Here is a 13,894-nt window from a genome sequence, read left to right as displayed (position 1 = left end):
GTTTTCGAGAGAGGGGCGGGGCGCTGATGGACGTCCGTACGGACGGCGATATTGCCGATAGCTTTTGGTGGCGGCGCACAACGCTGACGCGCCGCACTCCTCTGTATGACGCTTGCGTATCGGTGGGGCTGCTGGTCGCGGCGACGATTGTGGGCGCGCTGCTCGACCATCCGGGTCTCGCGCCGAGCATCATGATCGTCTATGTGTTCGCCGTTCAGCTGTGCGCATTCTTTACCTGGAGTCGCCTGTATTGCTTGCTGAGCTCGGCTGCCGCCGTGGCACTCTACAACTTCTTGTTTGTCGACCCGCGCTACTCGCTGTCGCTTATCGACCGCGGCTATCCCGGCATGTTCTTCATCATGTTCGTGGTCTCGCTTGTGTCGAGCTCGATTGCGTTGGCCCTGCGCCGCGCCTTGGCACAGGCTGCCGCCAGCGACCGCCGCACGCATATGGTGCTCGAGACCAACCGCATGCTGCAGCGGTGCGCCGATCAGCAGCAGATTGTCCATGCCATGGCGACGCAGCTGGCGCGTCTTTCGGGCTGTCCGGTCGTGTGGTACAGCGCCGACGCCGAGGGCGATGACCTGCTGCCGCGTGCGACATACACGGCCGTGGGCGATGCCGCACCGGTGCATGAACTGGCGCCGCAGATGCCGCCGCAGCTCTCGGCGTCCGCCTATGTGGGAACGCCGCTCGATGCCACGTTTGGCGGCTCGGCGTTTTATGGCATCTACCTGACGGTTCGCACGGGCAACGGCTTCGTCCGCTCGGGCGATCCCGCCTCGGTAGTGGGCGTGCTGGCTATCGTTGCCGAGCCCGACGTGCTGACGCATGAGGAGCGGACACTTGCCGATGCCATCGTGAGCGAAGGCGAGCTGGCGCTCGACCGCGCCCGCGCCATGGAGGCCCGCGAGGAGGCGGCGGTGCTTGCCAAAAATGAGCAGCTGCGCGCCAACCTGCTGCGCTCCATCTCGCACGACCTGCGCACGCCGCTCACCAGTATTTCGGGCAATGCCGATGTGCTGCTCGACCAGGGCTCGACCGGCACCGCCGTGCTCGACGCCCAAACGCGCCGCGGCCTGCTCTTGTCCATTCGCTCGGATGCGCAATGGCTCAACGCCACCGTCGAGAACCTGCTCGCCATCACCAAGCTCGAGGGCGGCGGTATGCGCCTGTCGACCACGCTCGAGCTCATGGACGATATCGTGGAGGAGGCGCTGCGCCACGTGAACCCTGCCGTGCGCGAGCACGACCTTAAGGTGGTGGCGTGCGATGAGCCGGCGCTCGTCAACGTCGATGCGCGCCTGATGGTGCAGCTGGTGGTCAATCTGGTGAACAACGCCATCACCTATACGCCCGCAGGCTCGCATATCATGATTTCGATTAGCGTCGACGATGGACGCGTGGCGTGCTCGGTGGCCGATGATGGTCCAGGCATCGCACCCGAGGATCGCGAGCGCATCTTCGAGTCGTTCTATACCGCCAACCATGGCCTGGCCGACAGCCACCGTAGTGTGGGCCTGGGGCTTTCGCTCTGCCGCTCCATTGCGCTGGCGCATGGCGGTAGCATAGAGGTTGCCGCGGCGGACCCGCACGGCTCGGTCTTTACGATTGAGCTTCCCGTCGCCGACGTTTCGTTTGATAAGGAGTAGCGCTGTGCCGAACTCTGCCGTAAAACCGCTCATCTTGGTCGTTGAGGACGACCCCGCTGTCCGCAATCTTATTGTTGCCGCGCTCGAGGCGCACGGCTTGCGTCATATGGCCGTGGAGACCGCCCATGCCGCCATCGCTGCCGCCTCATCGCAGGCACCGAGCATTGTGCTGCTCGACCTGGGTCTGCCCGATATGGACGGCGTCAAGGTGGTGGAGTCGGTGCGCGCATGGTCGGGCATGCCGATTATCGTGGTATCGGCGCGTAGCGAGGATGCGGACAAGATTCGCGCACTCGATGCCGGCGCCGACGACTACCTGACCAAGCCGTTTTCGGTCGAGGAGCTGCTCGCGCGCATTCGCACGACGCTCAGGCGCCTTTCGTATGCGCAATCGGGCGGCGTTGCATCCGAGGGCACGTTCGATGCCGGTGAGCTGCATATCGACTTTGATGCCGGCATTGCCACGATGGATGGCGAGGAGCTGCATCTGACGCCGATTGAGTACAAGCTCTTGTGCCTGCTGGCACATAACGCCGACAAGGTACTAACGCACCAGTTTATCCTGCACGAGATTTGGGGCACGGCAACTAAGAGCGACCTGGCGAGCCTGCGCGTCTTTATGGGCACGCTGCGCAAGAAGATCGAGTCCGACCCCGCGCATCCGCGCTATATCCAGACGCACGTGGGCATCGGTTACCGCCTGGTCACCCAAGGGTAGGACGGCGTCCGCCATCCCACTATGAGTTGCGGTGAAATACGGTCTATATTTGCCTAATTCCAGGTAAAACAGTCCGTATTCCACCGCAACTTTGTTATTTGCCCTTGGGCTTGCTGGCGTAGAACTTCTTCTTTTTGGACTTGCCGGCAGGGGAGGGTTTGCCGGCAAAGTTTGATTTGCCGTTGCCGGCCTGCGTGGGCGCGGGCGCTGCTGCACGAGGCTTGCGCGCCTCGGGGTTGCGCAGCTCCTCGGTTCGCTCGGCAATCTCCTCGGCGCTAAAGCCGACCTCGGCCATGGCGTCCTCGATGGGCAGTCGGCGCACGATATAGCAGTGGTGCACCTTCTGGTTGCGCGCGAAGTCCTCGGGGATGGTCTGTGCCGTAATGTCCTCCAGCACGACGCCCGCGCGCGCGAGCTTGCGCGTTTCGGGGCGGAAGCCGCGCAGGTTGCAGCTAAAGATGGCATGTCCGCCCTGTGCAAGCAGGCGAGATACGCCGGCCAAAAGCTCAACATGGTCGCGCTGGACATCCCAGGTGCGGCGGCCCATCTTGGACGAGTTCGAGAACGTGGGCGGGTCGACAAAGATCAAGTCCCAGCGGTTGCGCGTCTGGCGCTGGTCGCGAATCCAGGCGAGCACGTCGTCGCGCACAAAATGATGCTGCGGACCAACAAAGCCGTTCTGGCGCATATTGCGCTCGGCCCAGTCCAGGTAGGTGTTGGAAAGGTCGACTGTCACGGTTTCCTCGACGCCGCCGTCGGCCGCATAGCAGGTGGCGGTGCCGGTATAGGCGAACAGATTGAGGAAGCGGCGTGCCTGTTTGGCGTGTTCGCGCACCAGGTTGCGGGTGACGCGGTGATCCAGGAAGATGCCCACATCCAGGTAGTCGTCAAAGTTGACGGCAAAGGTGAGCCCGCCTTCTTCGATGAGCGGCAGACGCCGGCGCGCGATGTTGGCGCGCTCGCCCGATCCGCCCTTGCCGGCGCCCTGCTTGCCGTACTGCGAGCCGCCACGCGAACGCATGCGGGCCTTGGCGTGCACATGCTCGGCCGGAACATCAAGGATGCGCGGCGCGATGGCCAAGATGTCGAGCATGCGGGTCTGGGCCAGCGCGGGGTCGATGGTCTTGGGCGCGGCGTATTCGGCGATGACGAGCCAGCGGCCCGGCGTCTGCGGGCAACCCTCGTACAGGTCGATGGCAGCGGAGTAGTCGGGCAGGTCGGCATCGTAGACGCGATAGCAGCTCACGCCCTCGCGCTTGGCCCACTTGCGGCGCAGACGGGCATTCTTGCGCAGGCGGTTGGCGAACTGCTCGGACTCCGGGATGAGCACGGGCAGCGGCTTGCCGTCGCCCAAGTCGAGCGTGGCGGCAGGTTCGGGCATGGAGGAAGCGGCGGCTTCGTCGTTGGCTTCGTTGGCATCCGCAGCCTCGGCCTCGGCATCCGCGCTGGTCGCAGCCTCAAACGCTGCAGCGGCGTGGTCGAGTGAGGGCCAAACCTCAAGAGCCGCCTCCTCGTTATTGGGCATGACGGCGATCGAGCGCTCGGGCTCGGCGTGGAGCGCGCGGGCCAGCAAGCCGTCGCGGGTGAGAGCGGCGACCGGCGCCGAAGCGAGCTCGGGGGCGCGGCGCAGCTCGCCGATGAGCGTCATGGCATCGTGCATGAGCGAAAGCGGGGTCTCGGTCGTGTCCGCGACCAGGGCGGCACCGGCGACGGCGCCCGCATGGTCCAGCACGGTGGCGGGCTTGGCGGCACAAAAGTCGACAAAACGCTTGTAGCCGGCGCACTTGACCATGCGCTCGGCAGTCTTGCGGGCGGCGGGGTCGATGTCTACGGCCACGATGCGCGCCTGGCGCTCGCGCGCTGCCGCCTCGCGCTCGCGCGCCTCGGCAAGCAGCTGCTCCCACAGGACAGCGTCGTGCAGCTGCCAGCCCTCAAAGCCCCAGCGCTCGCGTGCGGCGCCCGGGGCGCGGTCGGTCAGAATGTTCACGGCCTCCAGCAGCAGACCGCCGCCGGCGCACGAGGCATCGACCAGCGTGGGAAGGGCTTCGTTTTCGTAATCGTCGGCCGTCAGCTCGCGCTCGCATAGTGCGGTCCAGCCGACCTGCGCCAGCACCAGGGCGGCGTAGTCGGGGCGCAACACGTGTGCGCCCTCGCCGGCACGAGTCGCAGCGGGCGGCAGACGCTTGAACAGCGGGTCGCCCGAAAGGTCCAGGCTGATGCTCGCGCGGCGCTGACGCAGCGAAAGCAACAGGTGAACATCGGGGTCGGCGGCATCGACGTCGGCGCGACGGCCCGTGGTCTCGGCCAGACGGTCGCACAGCGCGTCTTTGGCGCGCAGGGCCGAGAAGCGCGTGTTGCGCAGCTGCTCGGTCACGCCGCGGGCGGTGATGGCGATGGTGGCGCCGGGGCGGATGATGGTCTCCCAGGCGATGTCGTAAACGCTATCGTACAGTTCATCGGCATCCTGCGCCTCAAAGCGCCCGAGTACCACGAACACACGGCTCGCCAGGCGCGACCACAGACAGGCGCGGTAGCCTTCTTCGAGCTCGCCCTCAAATGTAGCGCGGCCCTTCAGCCGGCGAACATGCGAAAGCCCGAGGCGTTTAAGCTCATCGGCGAGTGCGGACTCAAAGCCCTCGGGGCAGCTTGCGTAAAATTCCATGGGTGACCTCTCTGGTTGCGTCGCTCCATTATATGATGGATACTTCGTTTACTCTCGCCCCCGAAAGGAACCCATATGATTGATGCGTGCCCCGATTCCGCCGTGCTCTTTTTTGACGTGGACGGCACGCTGACGTCGTTCGATCCCGACAACATGACCGACAAGGACTTTTCGGCGGTTCACCCCTCGCAGGCGGTCGTCGAGGCGTTTCATCGTCTGCGCGACGCGGGACACCATGCATTTATCTGCACGGGTCGTCCCTTGTGGCTGATTGCCGATGGCCTGCGCGCGCTGAACCCGGCGGGTGTCGTTGCCATGGCGGGAGCGACGCTCGAGGTCGAGGGCCGCGTGGTGCATGAGGACTGCTTTGACGAGGACGTTATCGAGGAGCTTGCGCGCCGTATGGCAGCGGCAGGGATTGAGGCCTTTTTCGAGACCAACGTGGCTACTTTTGCCCTGGAACCCGCGGGTGTTGAGCAGTCGTCTCTGATCGGCACTTCTGTGGTGCACACCGCCGAGGAGATGCGCGTCGACGGCAGTCTGCGCGTGGGCAAGGTGTGCATCGTCGCGAGCTACCTGGCTCGCGTAGCCAACGATGACGGCTTTATCGATCGCGAGTTTGAGCTGTGCAACACCGGTGGTCAGAATCGCGAGCTGAGCCCCAAGGGCATTGACAAGGGCGTGGGCGTGGCGCGAGCGCTGGAATACCTGGGTCGCACCGGCAACGCGCGCACCTTTGGCTTCGGCGATTCGGGTAACGACCTGGGCATGCTCGCTGCGGTCGAGACGGCCGTGGCCATGGGCAACGCCATGCCCGAGGTCAAGGCGGTCGCCGACTACGTGACCGACGATGTCGCACACGACGGTACCGTCACGGCGATGCAGCATTTCGGCCTCATCTAATGAATCCCGCGTTCTGACGTTTGCTCAAACTGCGACTCTTTGCTTTTGCATGCTCAATCGATTTATCAATCCAAACACTGAGGTGTTTATACCGTTCGCCGAGAAGATAAAAAACCGCAGTTCACGCCTTGATAAACGTAGGTAAAGTGTTTAGCAGTTTATCGGCCGTATGCTAACGAAAGGAATCAGGCAGATGGCAATCAAGGTGTTCGCTGACGGTGCAAACCTCGAGGGCATGCTCGACATGTACGAGAACGGCAACGTTCAGGGTTTCACGACCAACCCGTCCCTTATGAAGAAGGGCGGCGTGACGGATTACCGCGCGTTTGCCAAGGAGGTCCTGGCCCACATCACCGATGTATCCGTCTCGTTTGAGGTCTTTGCCGACGACGTCGAGACCATGGAGGTCGAGGCCCGCGAGATCGCTACCTGGGCCGAGAACGTCTACGTCAAGATTCCGTGCGTGACCACCAAGGGCGAGTCCACCGCCGAGCTGGTCCGCAAGCTTTCCGCCGACGGCATCAAGGTCAACGTCACCACCATCTTTACGCCTACGCAGGTCGATGAGATGGTCGAGGCCGTTGACGCCGAGACGCCGTCCATCATCTCGCTCTTTGCCGGCCGCATCGCCGACACCGGCGTCGACCCCATTCCGTTTATGACGGAGTCGGTTAAGAAGGCCGCCGCCAAGCCCAACTGTGAGGTCCTGTGGGCGTCCACGCGCGAGCTCATCAACATTTACCAGGCCGAGGCCTGCGGTTGCCAGATCATTACGGTGCCCAACAGCATCCTGGCCAAGCGGAAGAACATCGGTCGCGACCCGTACGAGGTCTCGCTCGACACCGTCCGCGGCTTTGCCAAGGATATCGCCTCGCTCGGCTTTCATATTCTGCCGTAAGCAAGGGTATCCCCTGTAGCGACGTGCAAAATTGAGAGTATTCAGCAAGGTAAAGGTCTTTATCAGTTAACCGAAGCATGGAACGGCCCCCGTTTTGGCTCTGACGACGCTAAAACGGGGGCTGTTTTTGCTTTTTCGCCTCTGAAGGGCATCCGGAACGGCGGAATTTGCAGAATACTCGCGATTTTGCACGTCGCTGCAGGGGGTACCCCTGCTTTGGCGGTTTACTTCCCCTGCACCATGGTGAGGGAGATCTTCTTGCGGTCGCGATCGACCTTTTCGACCCACACCTTGACCGTGTCACCGACGCGCACCACGTCGCTGGGGTGCTTGACAAAGCGGTTGGCCAGTTTGGAGATGTGCACGAGGCCGTCCTGGTGCACGCCCACGTCGACGAAGGCGCCAAAGTCGACGACGTTGCGCACCGTGCCCTTGAGCTCCATGCCGGGTTCCAGGTCGTCGATGGAAAGCGCTGAGCGGCTAAAGACCACCTCGGGTGCGTCGTCGCGCGGGTCGCGGCCGGGCTTCTTGAGCTCGTTGACGATGTCGATGAGCGTGAGGGTGCCGCAGTTCAGGTCGCTTGCCAGCGCCGAGATGCTGCCCAGACGGCGCTCGATATCGGGCACGCCGCCACGGCTGAGTTCACTGGCCGCCACGCCGGCGCGCTCCAGGACGGCCGTGGCCACCTCGTAGCTCTCGGGGTGGACGCTTGTCGCGTCGAGCGGGTTCTTGCCGCCGCTGATGCGCAGGAAGCCCGCGGCGTTGAGATATGCCTTGGGCCCCAGCTTGGGGACCTTTTTAAGCTGGCGGCGATCGGTAAAGGCGCCGTTTTCCTCGCGGTAGGCCACGATGTTCTTGGCCACGCTCGGCGTGATGCCCGATACGTATCCCAGCAGGCTCGCGCTCGCGGTATTTACGTCGACGCCCACGCGGTTGACGACGTCCTCCACCACGTGGCCCAGAGTGCGCGAAAGCTCGGCCTGGTCAAGGTCGTGCTGGTACTGGCCCACGCCGATAGACTGGGGCGGAATCTTGACGAGCTCTGCCAGCGGGTCCTGCAGGCGGCGGCCCAGGCTCATGGCGCCACGCACGGTGACGTCCAGGTCGGGATATTCCTGGCTGGCGAGCTCGGAGGCGGAGTACACCGATGCGCCGGCTTCGTTAACGATGGTGTATCGCAGCTCAGGCGCCTGCTCGGCGATGAACTCCGAGACGACTTCCTCGGTCTCGCGGCTGGCGGTGCCGTTGCCGATGACGATGGTGTTGACGCTGTCCTTCTTGACGAGGCGGGCGAGCTCGCGCTTGGTGCCGGAGACGTCGTGGCGCGGCTTGGTGGGATAGACCACGCCGTGGTCGAGCAGCTTGCCGGTCTCGTCCATGACGGCGACCTTGCAGCCGGTGCGGTAGCCCGGATCGAGCGCGAGCACGCGGGCGCCGCGCACGGGGCGTGCCGAGAGCAGGCCCTCGAGGTTCTTGGCAAAGACATTAATGGCCTCGGTCTGCGCGCGGACGGTGAGCTTGGCGCGGGCCTCGCGCTCCAGCGAGGGGGCCATGAGGCGCTTGTAACCGTCGGCGATGGCGGCGTCAAAGACGGGCGCGAAGACGCCCTGGCGTCGGGGCCAACGGCTGCCGAGGCGTGCCGTGGCAGCGGCGCCGTCGACGTTCACGCGCACGCGGAGTTTGCCCTCGCGCTCACCGCGGTCGATAGCCAGCACGCGGTGGTTGGGTATACGGCGCAGCGGCTCGTCATAGCTGTAATACGGCTCGTAGGGAGTCTTCTCCGCGGGGTCGGTGGCCTCGACGACGATATCGGCGGTGTTTTGCGTAAAGGCGCGCAGGTCGGCGACGTTCTCGGGGTCTTCGGCCACCGTCTCGGCCACGATGTCCGCCGCGCCGGCGAGCGCCTTTTCGGGCGTGTCGAAGCCGGCTTCCTCGTTGACGTAGGCCGCGGCGGCGTCGAGTGCGCTGCCCTTGGCCGGGGCCTGCATGATGATCATGTTGGCGAGCGGCTCCAGGCCTGCCTCGCGGGCCTTCTGCGCGCGGGTCATGCGCTTTTTGCGGTAGGGCTTGTAGAGGTCCTCGACACGCTGGAGCTGCGTGGCCTCGCGAATCTGCTGCTTGAGCTCGGGCGTGAGCTTGCCCTGTGCGTCGATGAGCAGAATGACGTCCTCTTTACGCTGCTCAAGATTGCGCAGGTAGGACAGGCGCTCGTCGAGTGTGCGCAGGGCGACGTCGTCCATGCCGCCCGTGGCTTCCTTGCGGTAGCGCGAGATAAAGGGGATGGTGTTGCCCTCGTCGATGAGCTTGACGGCCGCCTCGATGTTGGCGGCCTTAAGGTTGAGCTCGTGGGCGAGCTGGGCGATAAGATCCATGGGACTCCTTGCGTTTAAGGTGCGTTTGCAGCACAGGGCTACCAAGGATACCACCCGCCACTCCACCCAAGTAGTCATTTTGGGACGGGGCTCTTTTAGCCACTTTTGCCGCCCCGTCCCAGAAAAATCGTCGGCAAGGTAGCAAAAGGCCCCGCGGGCAGGAGGCTGCTCGCGGGGCGAAGAAGAGGGGCTTATTTGTGGCGGACCAAGGCGCTCGGCGGGGAGTTTGCCGCGGCCCGCTCTTAAGGCGTTACAGCTCGACGAGCTGGCCGGTCTCGGCGGCCTCCTTGATAGCGTTAAGCAGCGTGAGCGTCTTAACGTTGTCGGCGGGGGTTACGACGGGCTCGACCTCGCGGCGGACGACCCTCACAAAGTGCTTGAGCTGCATCTTGTGCGGCAGTGCCGGGTCGACGGCCGGAATCTCCATCTGCAGCGGCTTGTGCCAGTTGGAGGCGCCGTCGTAGGAGAACTGGTGCAGGCGGGGCAGCGACAGGGCGCCCTTAGTGCCGCCGATAAAGTAGGCGTCGGCGTCGAAGGGGCGGTACTGCGGATCCTCGCGAGCGGTTGCTTCCCAGTTCCAGGGGCTGGCGGTGGCGTCGGAGATGGTCATGCTTGCGAGCGCGCCATCGGCAAAACGGACGTTGACCACGGCGGAGTCCTCGGTCTCAAAACCGCGGGCGGCGCTGGACTGCATACCCTGGACGGCAACGGGCTCGCCCAGCAGGTAACGGAGCAGGTCGACGTCGTGAACCAGGTTGACCAGGATCGGGCCGGCACCCTTCTTGCGGCGCCACTCGACATCGAAATACTCGTCATTCTTATAGATCATGTAGTGGAAGCTCGACACGGTGAGCTTGCCCAGCTCGCCGGACTCGATGATCTCCTTGGCCTTGTTGACGAAGGGGTTGTGGCGACGGTGCTGACCCACGAGCACGGGCACGCCGGCGGTCTCGGCCTCGGCGGCAAAGGCCTGGGCATCCTCCAGGTCGTTGGAGATCGGCTTTTCGACCAGCGGCACGATGTTGCGCTTCACAGCCTCGCGGGCAACGCCCAGGTGCAGGTCGTTGGGTGTGGCGATGATGACGGCGTCGGGCTTGACCTCGTCCATCATCTGGGCGGGATCGGTGTAAAACGGCACGCCGGCGGCCTCGGCCGTGGCGCGGGCGCCCTCAAAGGCGTCGGCGATGGCGACGAGCTCGGCCTCGGGCTCCTCGGTGACAAAGCGGATGTGGTTGCGGCCCATGGCGCCGGCGCCGATAACGGCAATGCGGACGGGGTTGAGCTCAGACATTTCGACTCCTTAATACTGGTGACCGGTGGAATGCGACAAGGGGACTGTCCCTTTGTCGCATCGGTAAAACTAGGCGAACTTCTTCTTGCTGTCGGAGACCATCATGTAGACGGTGAGCACGACGGCGATGGCGGCGATCACAATGGCGCCGTAGAAGGACTGCTGGTAGGCGGCGCTGCCGGCCTCGGCGTGATACAGCACGGCGGTGATGGGCTGGCTGATCCAGGTGGAGGCGGCGTAACCCAAAAACATGATGCCGTAGTTGACGCCGATGTTGCTGGTGCCAAAGGCGCCACCGGTGAGCGGCGGGTAGATGACGAGCAGGGCGCCAAAGCTAAAGCCGAGCAGGGCGAGCGCCACGAAGAACATGCTCTGTGTAAAGCTCATCGACATGATGACGAGCGCGACGATGGTGACGACAAGGCTGATGAGCAGCGACTTGTAGGCGCCGAGCTTGTCGATGATCTGGCCAAAGGACAGGCGGCCGACCAGGTTGGCGCAGGTGTTGACGGAGACCACTACACCGCCGAGGGCGACGGCCGCGGCGCTCGTGGGGTCGGCGAAGAGCTGGACGGCGGCGATGGAGGCAACCTTGCCAACGAGCAGGGTGCCCGCGGTGGCGGCAAAGGCGAAGGTGACGATGAGGACCCAGAAACGCGGGGTCTTGACCATCTCGCCCGGGGTGAGGTCGCCGAAGGTGCCGGCGTGCGCGCCGCCCTTGGGGGCCTCGAAGCCCTCGGGCAGCCAGCCGGCCTCGGGGGCCTTCAGGAACAGGGCAGAGGCGGCGATTGTCACAAAGAAGATGACGCCGAGCGCCTTAAGGGCGCCAAAGATGCCCAGGCTCGGGATGAGCAGCGAGGCGAGCACTGGGGACAGCACGGCGGGGCCGGCGGTCGAAGCGGCCAGGGTGATGCCGGAGGCGAGGCCCTTCTTGTCGATGAACCACTTCTGACCCGTGGTGAGCGCCGGGTTGTAGCCCAGGCCGTTGCCGACGGCGGCGACGAGCGAGAACCACAGGTAGAACTGCCACGGCTCGGTGACGGTGCCGGACATAAACCAGCCCAGGCCGTAGCACGCGGCGGCGGCGATCACGACGTTGCGCGGGCCAATCTTATCGGAGATGCGGCCGGCGAAGATGCCCGTTACGGCCATGATGGTCTGAAAGACCGGGAAGGCCCAGGTAAGGGCGTTGGACCACTCGGGGTAGACGGCGAGCAGGTTCTTGCTCACGACGGAATACAGCGCGATGGAGCTGATAAAGAACATGGTGACGCACGCGGCGGAAAGCACGACGGCGCGACCCTTGTTGGAGTTGCTGGAAGCCATTTGACTCTTTCTAATCGATACGGGGGAGGAGCGGGCGTGTCCGCGGGCCTCCCTGTCAGGTTGGTTTACTGGTCAGTCGGCTTGGCGACGCCGGACTCGTCGGACCAGAGCTCGACACCCTTGTTCTTAAGGTAGTTGTCGGCATAGGCGCGACGGCCGCCGGGCTTGGCGGTGAGGTCGCCCATCATGTTGGAGAAGCCGCCGTCGACCTTGATGGCGTCGCCGGTGGTAAAGTCCGAGCGCTTGGACGCCAGGAACATGACGGCGTTGGCGATATCGCTGACCTCGCCGATGCGGCGCGTGGCGATCAGACGGCTGCGGCTCTTTTCGACCTCGGGGTCGGCGTAGAAGTTGGCCGACATCGGGGTCTTAACGAAGCAGGGCTCGACGCAGTTGGAGCGCACGCCGTAGGGGCCCCACTCGGCAGCCAGCATCTTGGACATCATGTTGACGCCCGCCTTGGTGGAGCTGTACACGCCCGAGAACGTCTCGGGGGAGTGGCTGGCAACGGTCGAGATGTGCACCAGGCGACCCTGGCCGGCCTTGATCATCTCGCGACCAAAGCGCTGCGAGGTGATGAAGTAACCGGTGAGGTTGACGTTGAGCACCTGCTCCCAGTCGCTCAGCGGCAGGTCCTCCATGGCGGCGAAGCGCAGGATGCCGGCGGTGTTGACGAGGACGTCGACGCGGCCGAAGTCGGCGATGGTGGCATCGACGGCGGCCTGAACCTCGGCCTCGTCGGTGGCGTTCATCTTGTAGCCCTCGGCGTGGATGCCAAACTCGGCGGCGAGGTCGGCGGCTGCGGCCTTGACCTTCTCCTCGTCCAGGTCGAGCAGGACGACGTTGGCGCCGTTGCGGGCGAACTCGCGGCAAATCTCGACGCCCATACCGCCGAGTGCGCCAGTCACGGCGCAGACATCGCCCTCGAGCTTAAGCCAATTGCTCATAGGAACTTCCCTTCTTGTGCCTCCCGGTGGGTCGCTCCCATTAACCGACCCACGTGGTTTTCGCTGGTTATCGTATGCTTTGCATTTGCGCAGGTGAATTGCATATTTGTTAGAATGGCGTTAACCGTAGGTTTACACCGTGCGATGCAGTTTTTTCTCAATTAAGCGCGTGACCTGCGAAAACAACCCCCTGTGGCATCATGTGGCCACAGGCGCGAAAACGGGAGATTGACGTGTACGATCGACGACTTGAGGCCATATCGGCCGCCGCGGAACTGGGAAGCTTCTCGCGTGCGGCGGCAAAATTGCGCGTGTCGACCCCGGCGCTCGTCAAGCAGGTGTCGGGCTTCGAGGCCGAGTTCGGCATCACGCTGTTCGAGCGCTCGCATTCTGGTGTTAAGGTGACGCCGGCAGGTGCTCTGCTGGTGGACGATGCACGTTCGATCATGCGGCAGTCCGAGGACGCGCTACGCCGTGCCCGACGCGCGGCAGGCGATGGCGATGCCGTACGCCTGGGCGTGTCGATGATGTGCCCGGGGCGCCAGACGCTTTCGATGTGGACGGGCGTGCACGAGCTGGAGCCATCGCTGCGATTTGAGATCGTGCCGGTAAGCGACCTCTATGACGAGCGCGAGACCGTCATGCGCAGCTTGGGCCGCGAGGTCGATGTGGTGCAGTCGAGTTTTTCTACCCCGCGCTGGGGCGACGCCTGCCAAAAGCTTCGCATTGTCAACGTGCCGTTTTATATCGACCTGCCGCGCACGAGTCCGCTTGCGCGCAAGACGCGCATCACGGTTGCCGACTTGGAGGGCATGCGCCTGCGCGTGCTCCGTCACGGCAACGACGCTATGGACAGTCTGCGTATCGATCTGTTGGCCGACGGCGGCGTAGACGTGATCGACGTGGACAGCTTTGACTTTGCGCTCTTTAACGAGGCAGAGGAAAAGGGTGACGCGGTGCTCACCTGCGGCGCATGGTCGGGGGTGCACCCGGCCTTTGTGGGTGTGCCGTTCCTGTGCGGGCGCGAGGTGCCGGTCTTTCTACACTACCCGCTCGAGCCCACCCTCCAAGTCCAAAAATTCGTCAACGCCATGGCCCAACTCCTCAAATAGCTCATTTGGGACG

Annotated in this window: 10 protein-coding genes; 5 read left to right on the top strand and 5 right to left on the bottom strand. The window is 64.1% G+C overall.

The window, feature by feature from the left end:
* Positions 1 to 26 precede the first annotated feature (26 nt).
* Both AAAX35_RS06460 and AAAX35_RS06455 read left to right on the top strand, forming a co-directional pair.
* Positions 27 to 1,652, top strand: a complete 1,626-nt coding sequence (locus AAAX35_RS06460) for an ATP-binding protein (protein WP_349117117.1) — start codon at positions 27 to 29, stop codon at positions 1,650 to 1,652.
* 4 nt (positions 1,653 to 1,656) lie between these two features.
* Positions 1,657 to 2,370 carry a response regulator transcription factor gene (locus AAAX35_RS06455; protein WP_055310151.1) on the top strand — a complete coding sequence of 238 codons (714 nt, stop codon included), beginning with the start codon at positions 1,657 to 1,659 and terminating at the stop codon, positions 2,368 to 2,370.
* Positions 2,371 to 2,464: 94 nt separating this feature from the next.
* Here the strand turns inward: AAAX35_RS06455 and rlmKL are convergent, their stop codons facing one another.
* Positions 2,465 to 5,032: a bifunctional 23S rRNA (guanine(2069)-N(7))-methyltransferase RlmK/23S rRNA (guanine(2445)-N(2))-methyltransferase RlmL gene (gene rlmKL, locus AAAX35_RS06450; protein ID WP_349117116.1), complete on the bottom strand. Its 2,568-nt coding sequence runs from the start codon at positions 5,030 to 5,032 to the stop codon at positions 2,465 to 2,467.
* A 75-nt stretch (positions 5,033 to 5,107) separates the two neighbouring features.
* Between rlmKL and AAAX35_RS06445 the strand changes: the two genes are divergently transcribed.
* Both AAAX35_RS06445 and AAAX35_RS06440 read left to right on the top strand, forming a co-directional pair.
* Positions 5,108 to 5,935, top strand: coding sequence for an HAD-IIB family hydrolase (locus AAAX35_RS06445; protein ID WP_349117115.1), 828 nt, complete (start codon positions 5,108 to 5,110; stop codon positions 5,933 to 5,935).
* 193 nt (positions 5,936 to 6,128) lie between these two features.
* Positions 6,129 to 6,833 (top strand): transaldolase, encoded by a 705-nt coding sequence (locus AAAX35_RS06440; protein WP_233543052.1) that lies wholly within the window; start codon positions 6,129 to 6,131, stop codon positions 6,831 to 6,833.
* 224 nt (positions 6,834 to 7,057) lie between these two features.
* Here the strand turns inward: AAAX35_RS06440 and AAAX35_RS06435 are convergent, their stop codons facing one another.
* From AAAX35_RS06435 to AAAX35_RS06420, 4 genes are all read right to left on the bottom strand, one after another.
* Complete coding sequence (locus AAAX35_RS06435; protein WP_349117114.1) at positions 7,058 to 9,205, bottom strand: Tex family protein; 2,148 nt, start codon at positions 9,203 to 9,205, stop codon at positions 7,058 to 7,060.
* Between the two features lie 250 nt (positions 9,206 to 9,455).
* Entirely contained in the window at positions 9,456 to 10,496 is a 1,041-nt protein-coding gene (locus AAAX35_RS06430) for a Gfo/Idh/MocA family oxidoreductase (protein ID WP_349117113.1), read from the bottom strand.
* Positions 10,497 to 10,565: 69 nt separating this feature from the next.
* Positions 10,566 to 11,822, bottom strand: coding sequence for an MFS transporter (locus AAAX35_RS06425; protein WP_349117112.1), 1,257 nt, complete (start codon positions 11,820 to 11,822; stop codon positions 10,566 to 10,568).
* A gap of 65 nt (positions 11,823 to 11,887) precedes the next feature.
* Positions 11,888 to 12,769: an SDR family oxidoreductase gene (locus tag AAAX35_RS06420; protein WP_118934451.1), complete on the bottom strand. Its 882-nt coding sequence runs from the start codon at positions 12,767 to 12,769 to the stop codon at positions 11,888 to 11,890.
* Between the two features lie 233 nt (positions 12,770 to 13,002).
* On the opposite strand from AAAX35_RS06420, the gene AAAX35_RS06415 reads away from it, so the two are divergent.
* Entirely contained in the window at positions 13,003 to 13,881 is an 879-nt protein-coding gene (locus tag AAAX35_RS06415; RefSeq protein ID WP_324249189.1) for a LysR family transcriptional regulator, read from the top strand.
* The last annotated feature ends 13 nt before the right edge of the window (positions 13,882 to 13,894 follow it).

This window comes from Collinsella sp. CLA-ER-H11, from assembly GCF_040092445.1.
Lineage (GTDB): Bacteria > Actinomycetota > Coriobacteriia > Coriobacteriales > Coriobacteriaceae > Collinsella.
This window is presented reverse-complemented; position numbering and strand designations above follow the sequence as displayed.

Excerpts from the sequence above, each read along its gene's own strand:
- rlmKL (WP_349117116.1), bottom strand. The coding sequence starts at position 5,032 with ATGGAATTTTACGCAAGCTGCCCCGAGGGCTTTGAGTCCGCACTCGCC.
- AAAX35_RS06420 (WP_118934451.1), bottom strand. The coding sequence starts at position 12,769 with ATGAGCAATTGGCTTAAGCTCGAGGGCGATGTCTGCGCCGTGACTGGC.
- AAAX35_RS06440 (WP_233543052.1), top strand. The coding sequence starts at position 6,129 with ATGGCAATCAAGGTGTTCGCTGACGGTGCAAACCTCGAGGGCATGCTC.
- AAAX35_RS06460 (WP_349117117.1), top strand. The coding sequence starts at position 27 with ATGGACGTCCGTACGGACGGCGATATTGCCGATAGCTTTTGGTGGCGG.
- AAAX35_RS06435 (WP_349117114.1), bottom strand. The coding sequence starts at position 9,205 with ATGGATCTTATCGCCCAGCTCGCCCACGAGCTCAACCTTAAGGCCGCC.
- AAAX35_RS06425 (WP_349117112.1), bottom strand. The coding sequence starts at position 11,822 with ATGGCTTCCAGCAACTCCAACAAGGGTCGCGCCGTCGTGCTTTCCGCC.
- AAAX35_RS06445 (WP_349117115.1), top strand. The coding sequence starts at position 5,108 with ATGATTGATGCGTGCCCCGATTCCGCCGTGCTCTTTTTTGACGTGGAC.
- AAAX35_RS06430 (WP_349117113.1), bottom strand. The coding sequence starts at position 10,496 with ATGTCTGAGCTCAACCCCGTCCGCATTGCCGTTATCGGCGCCGGCGCC.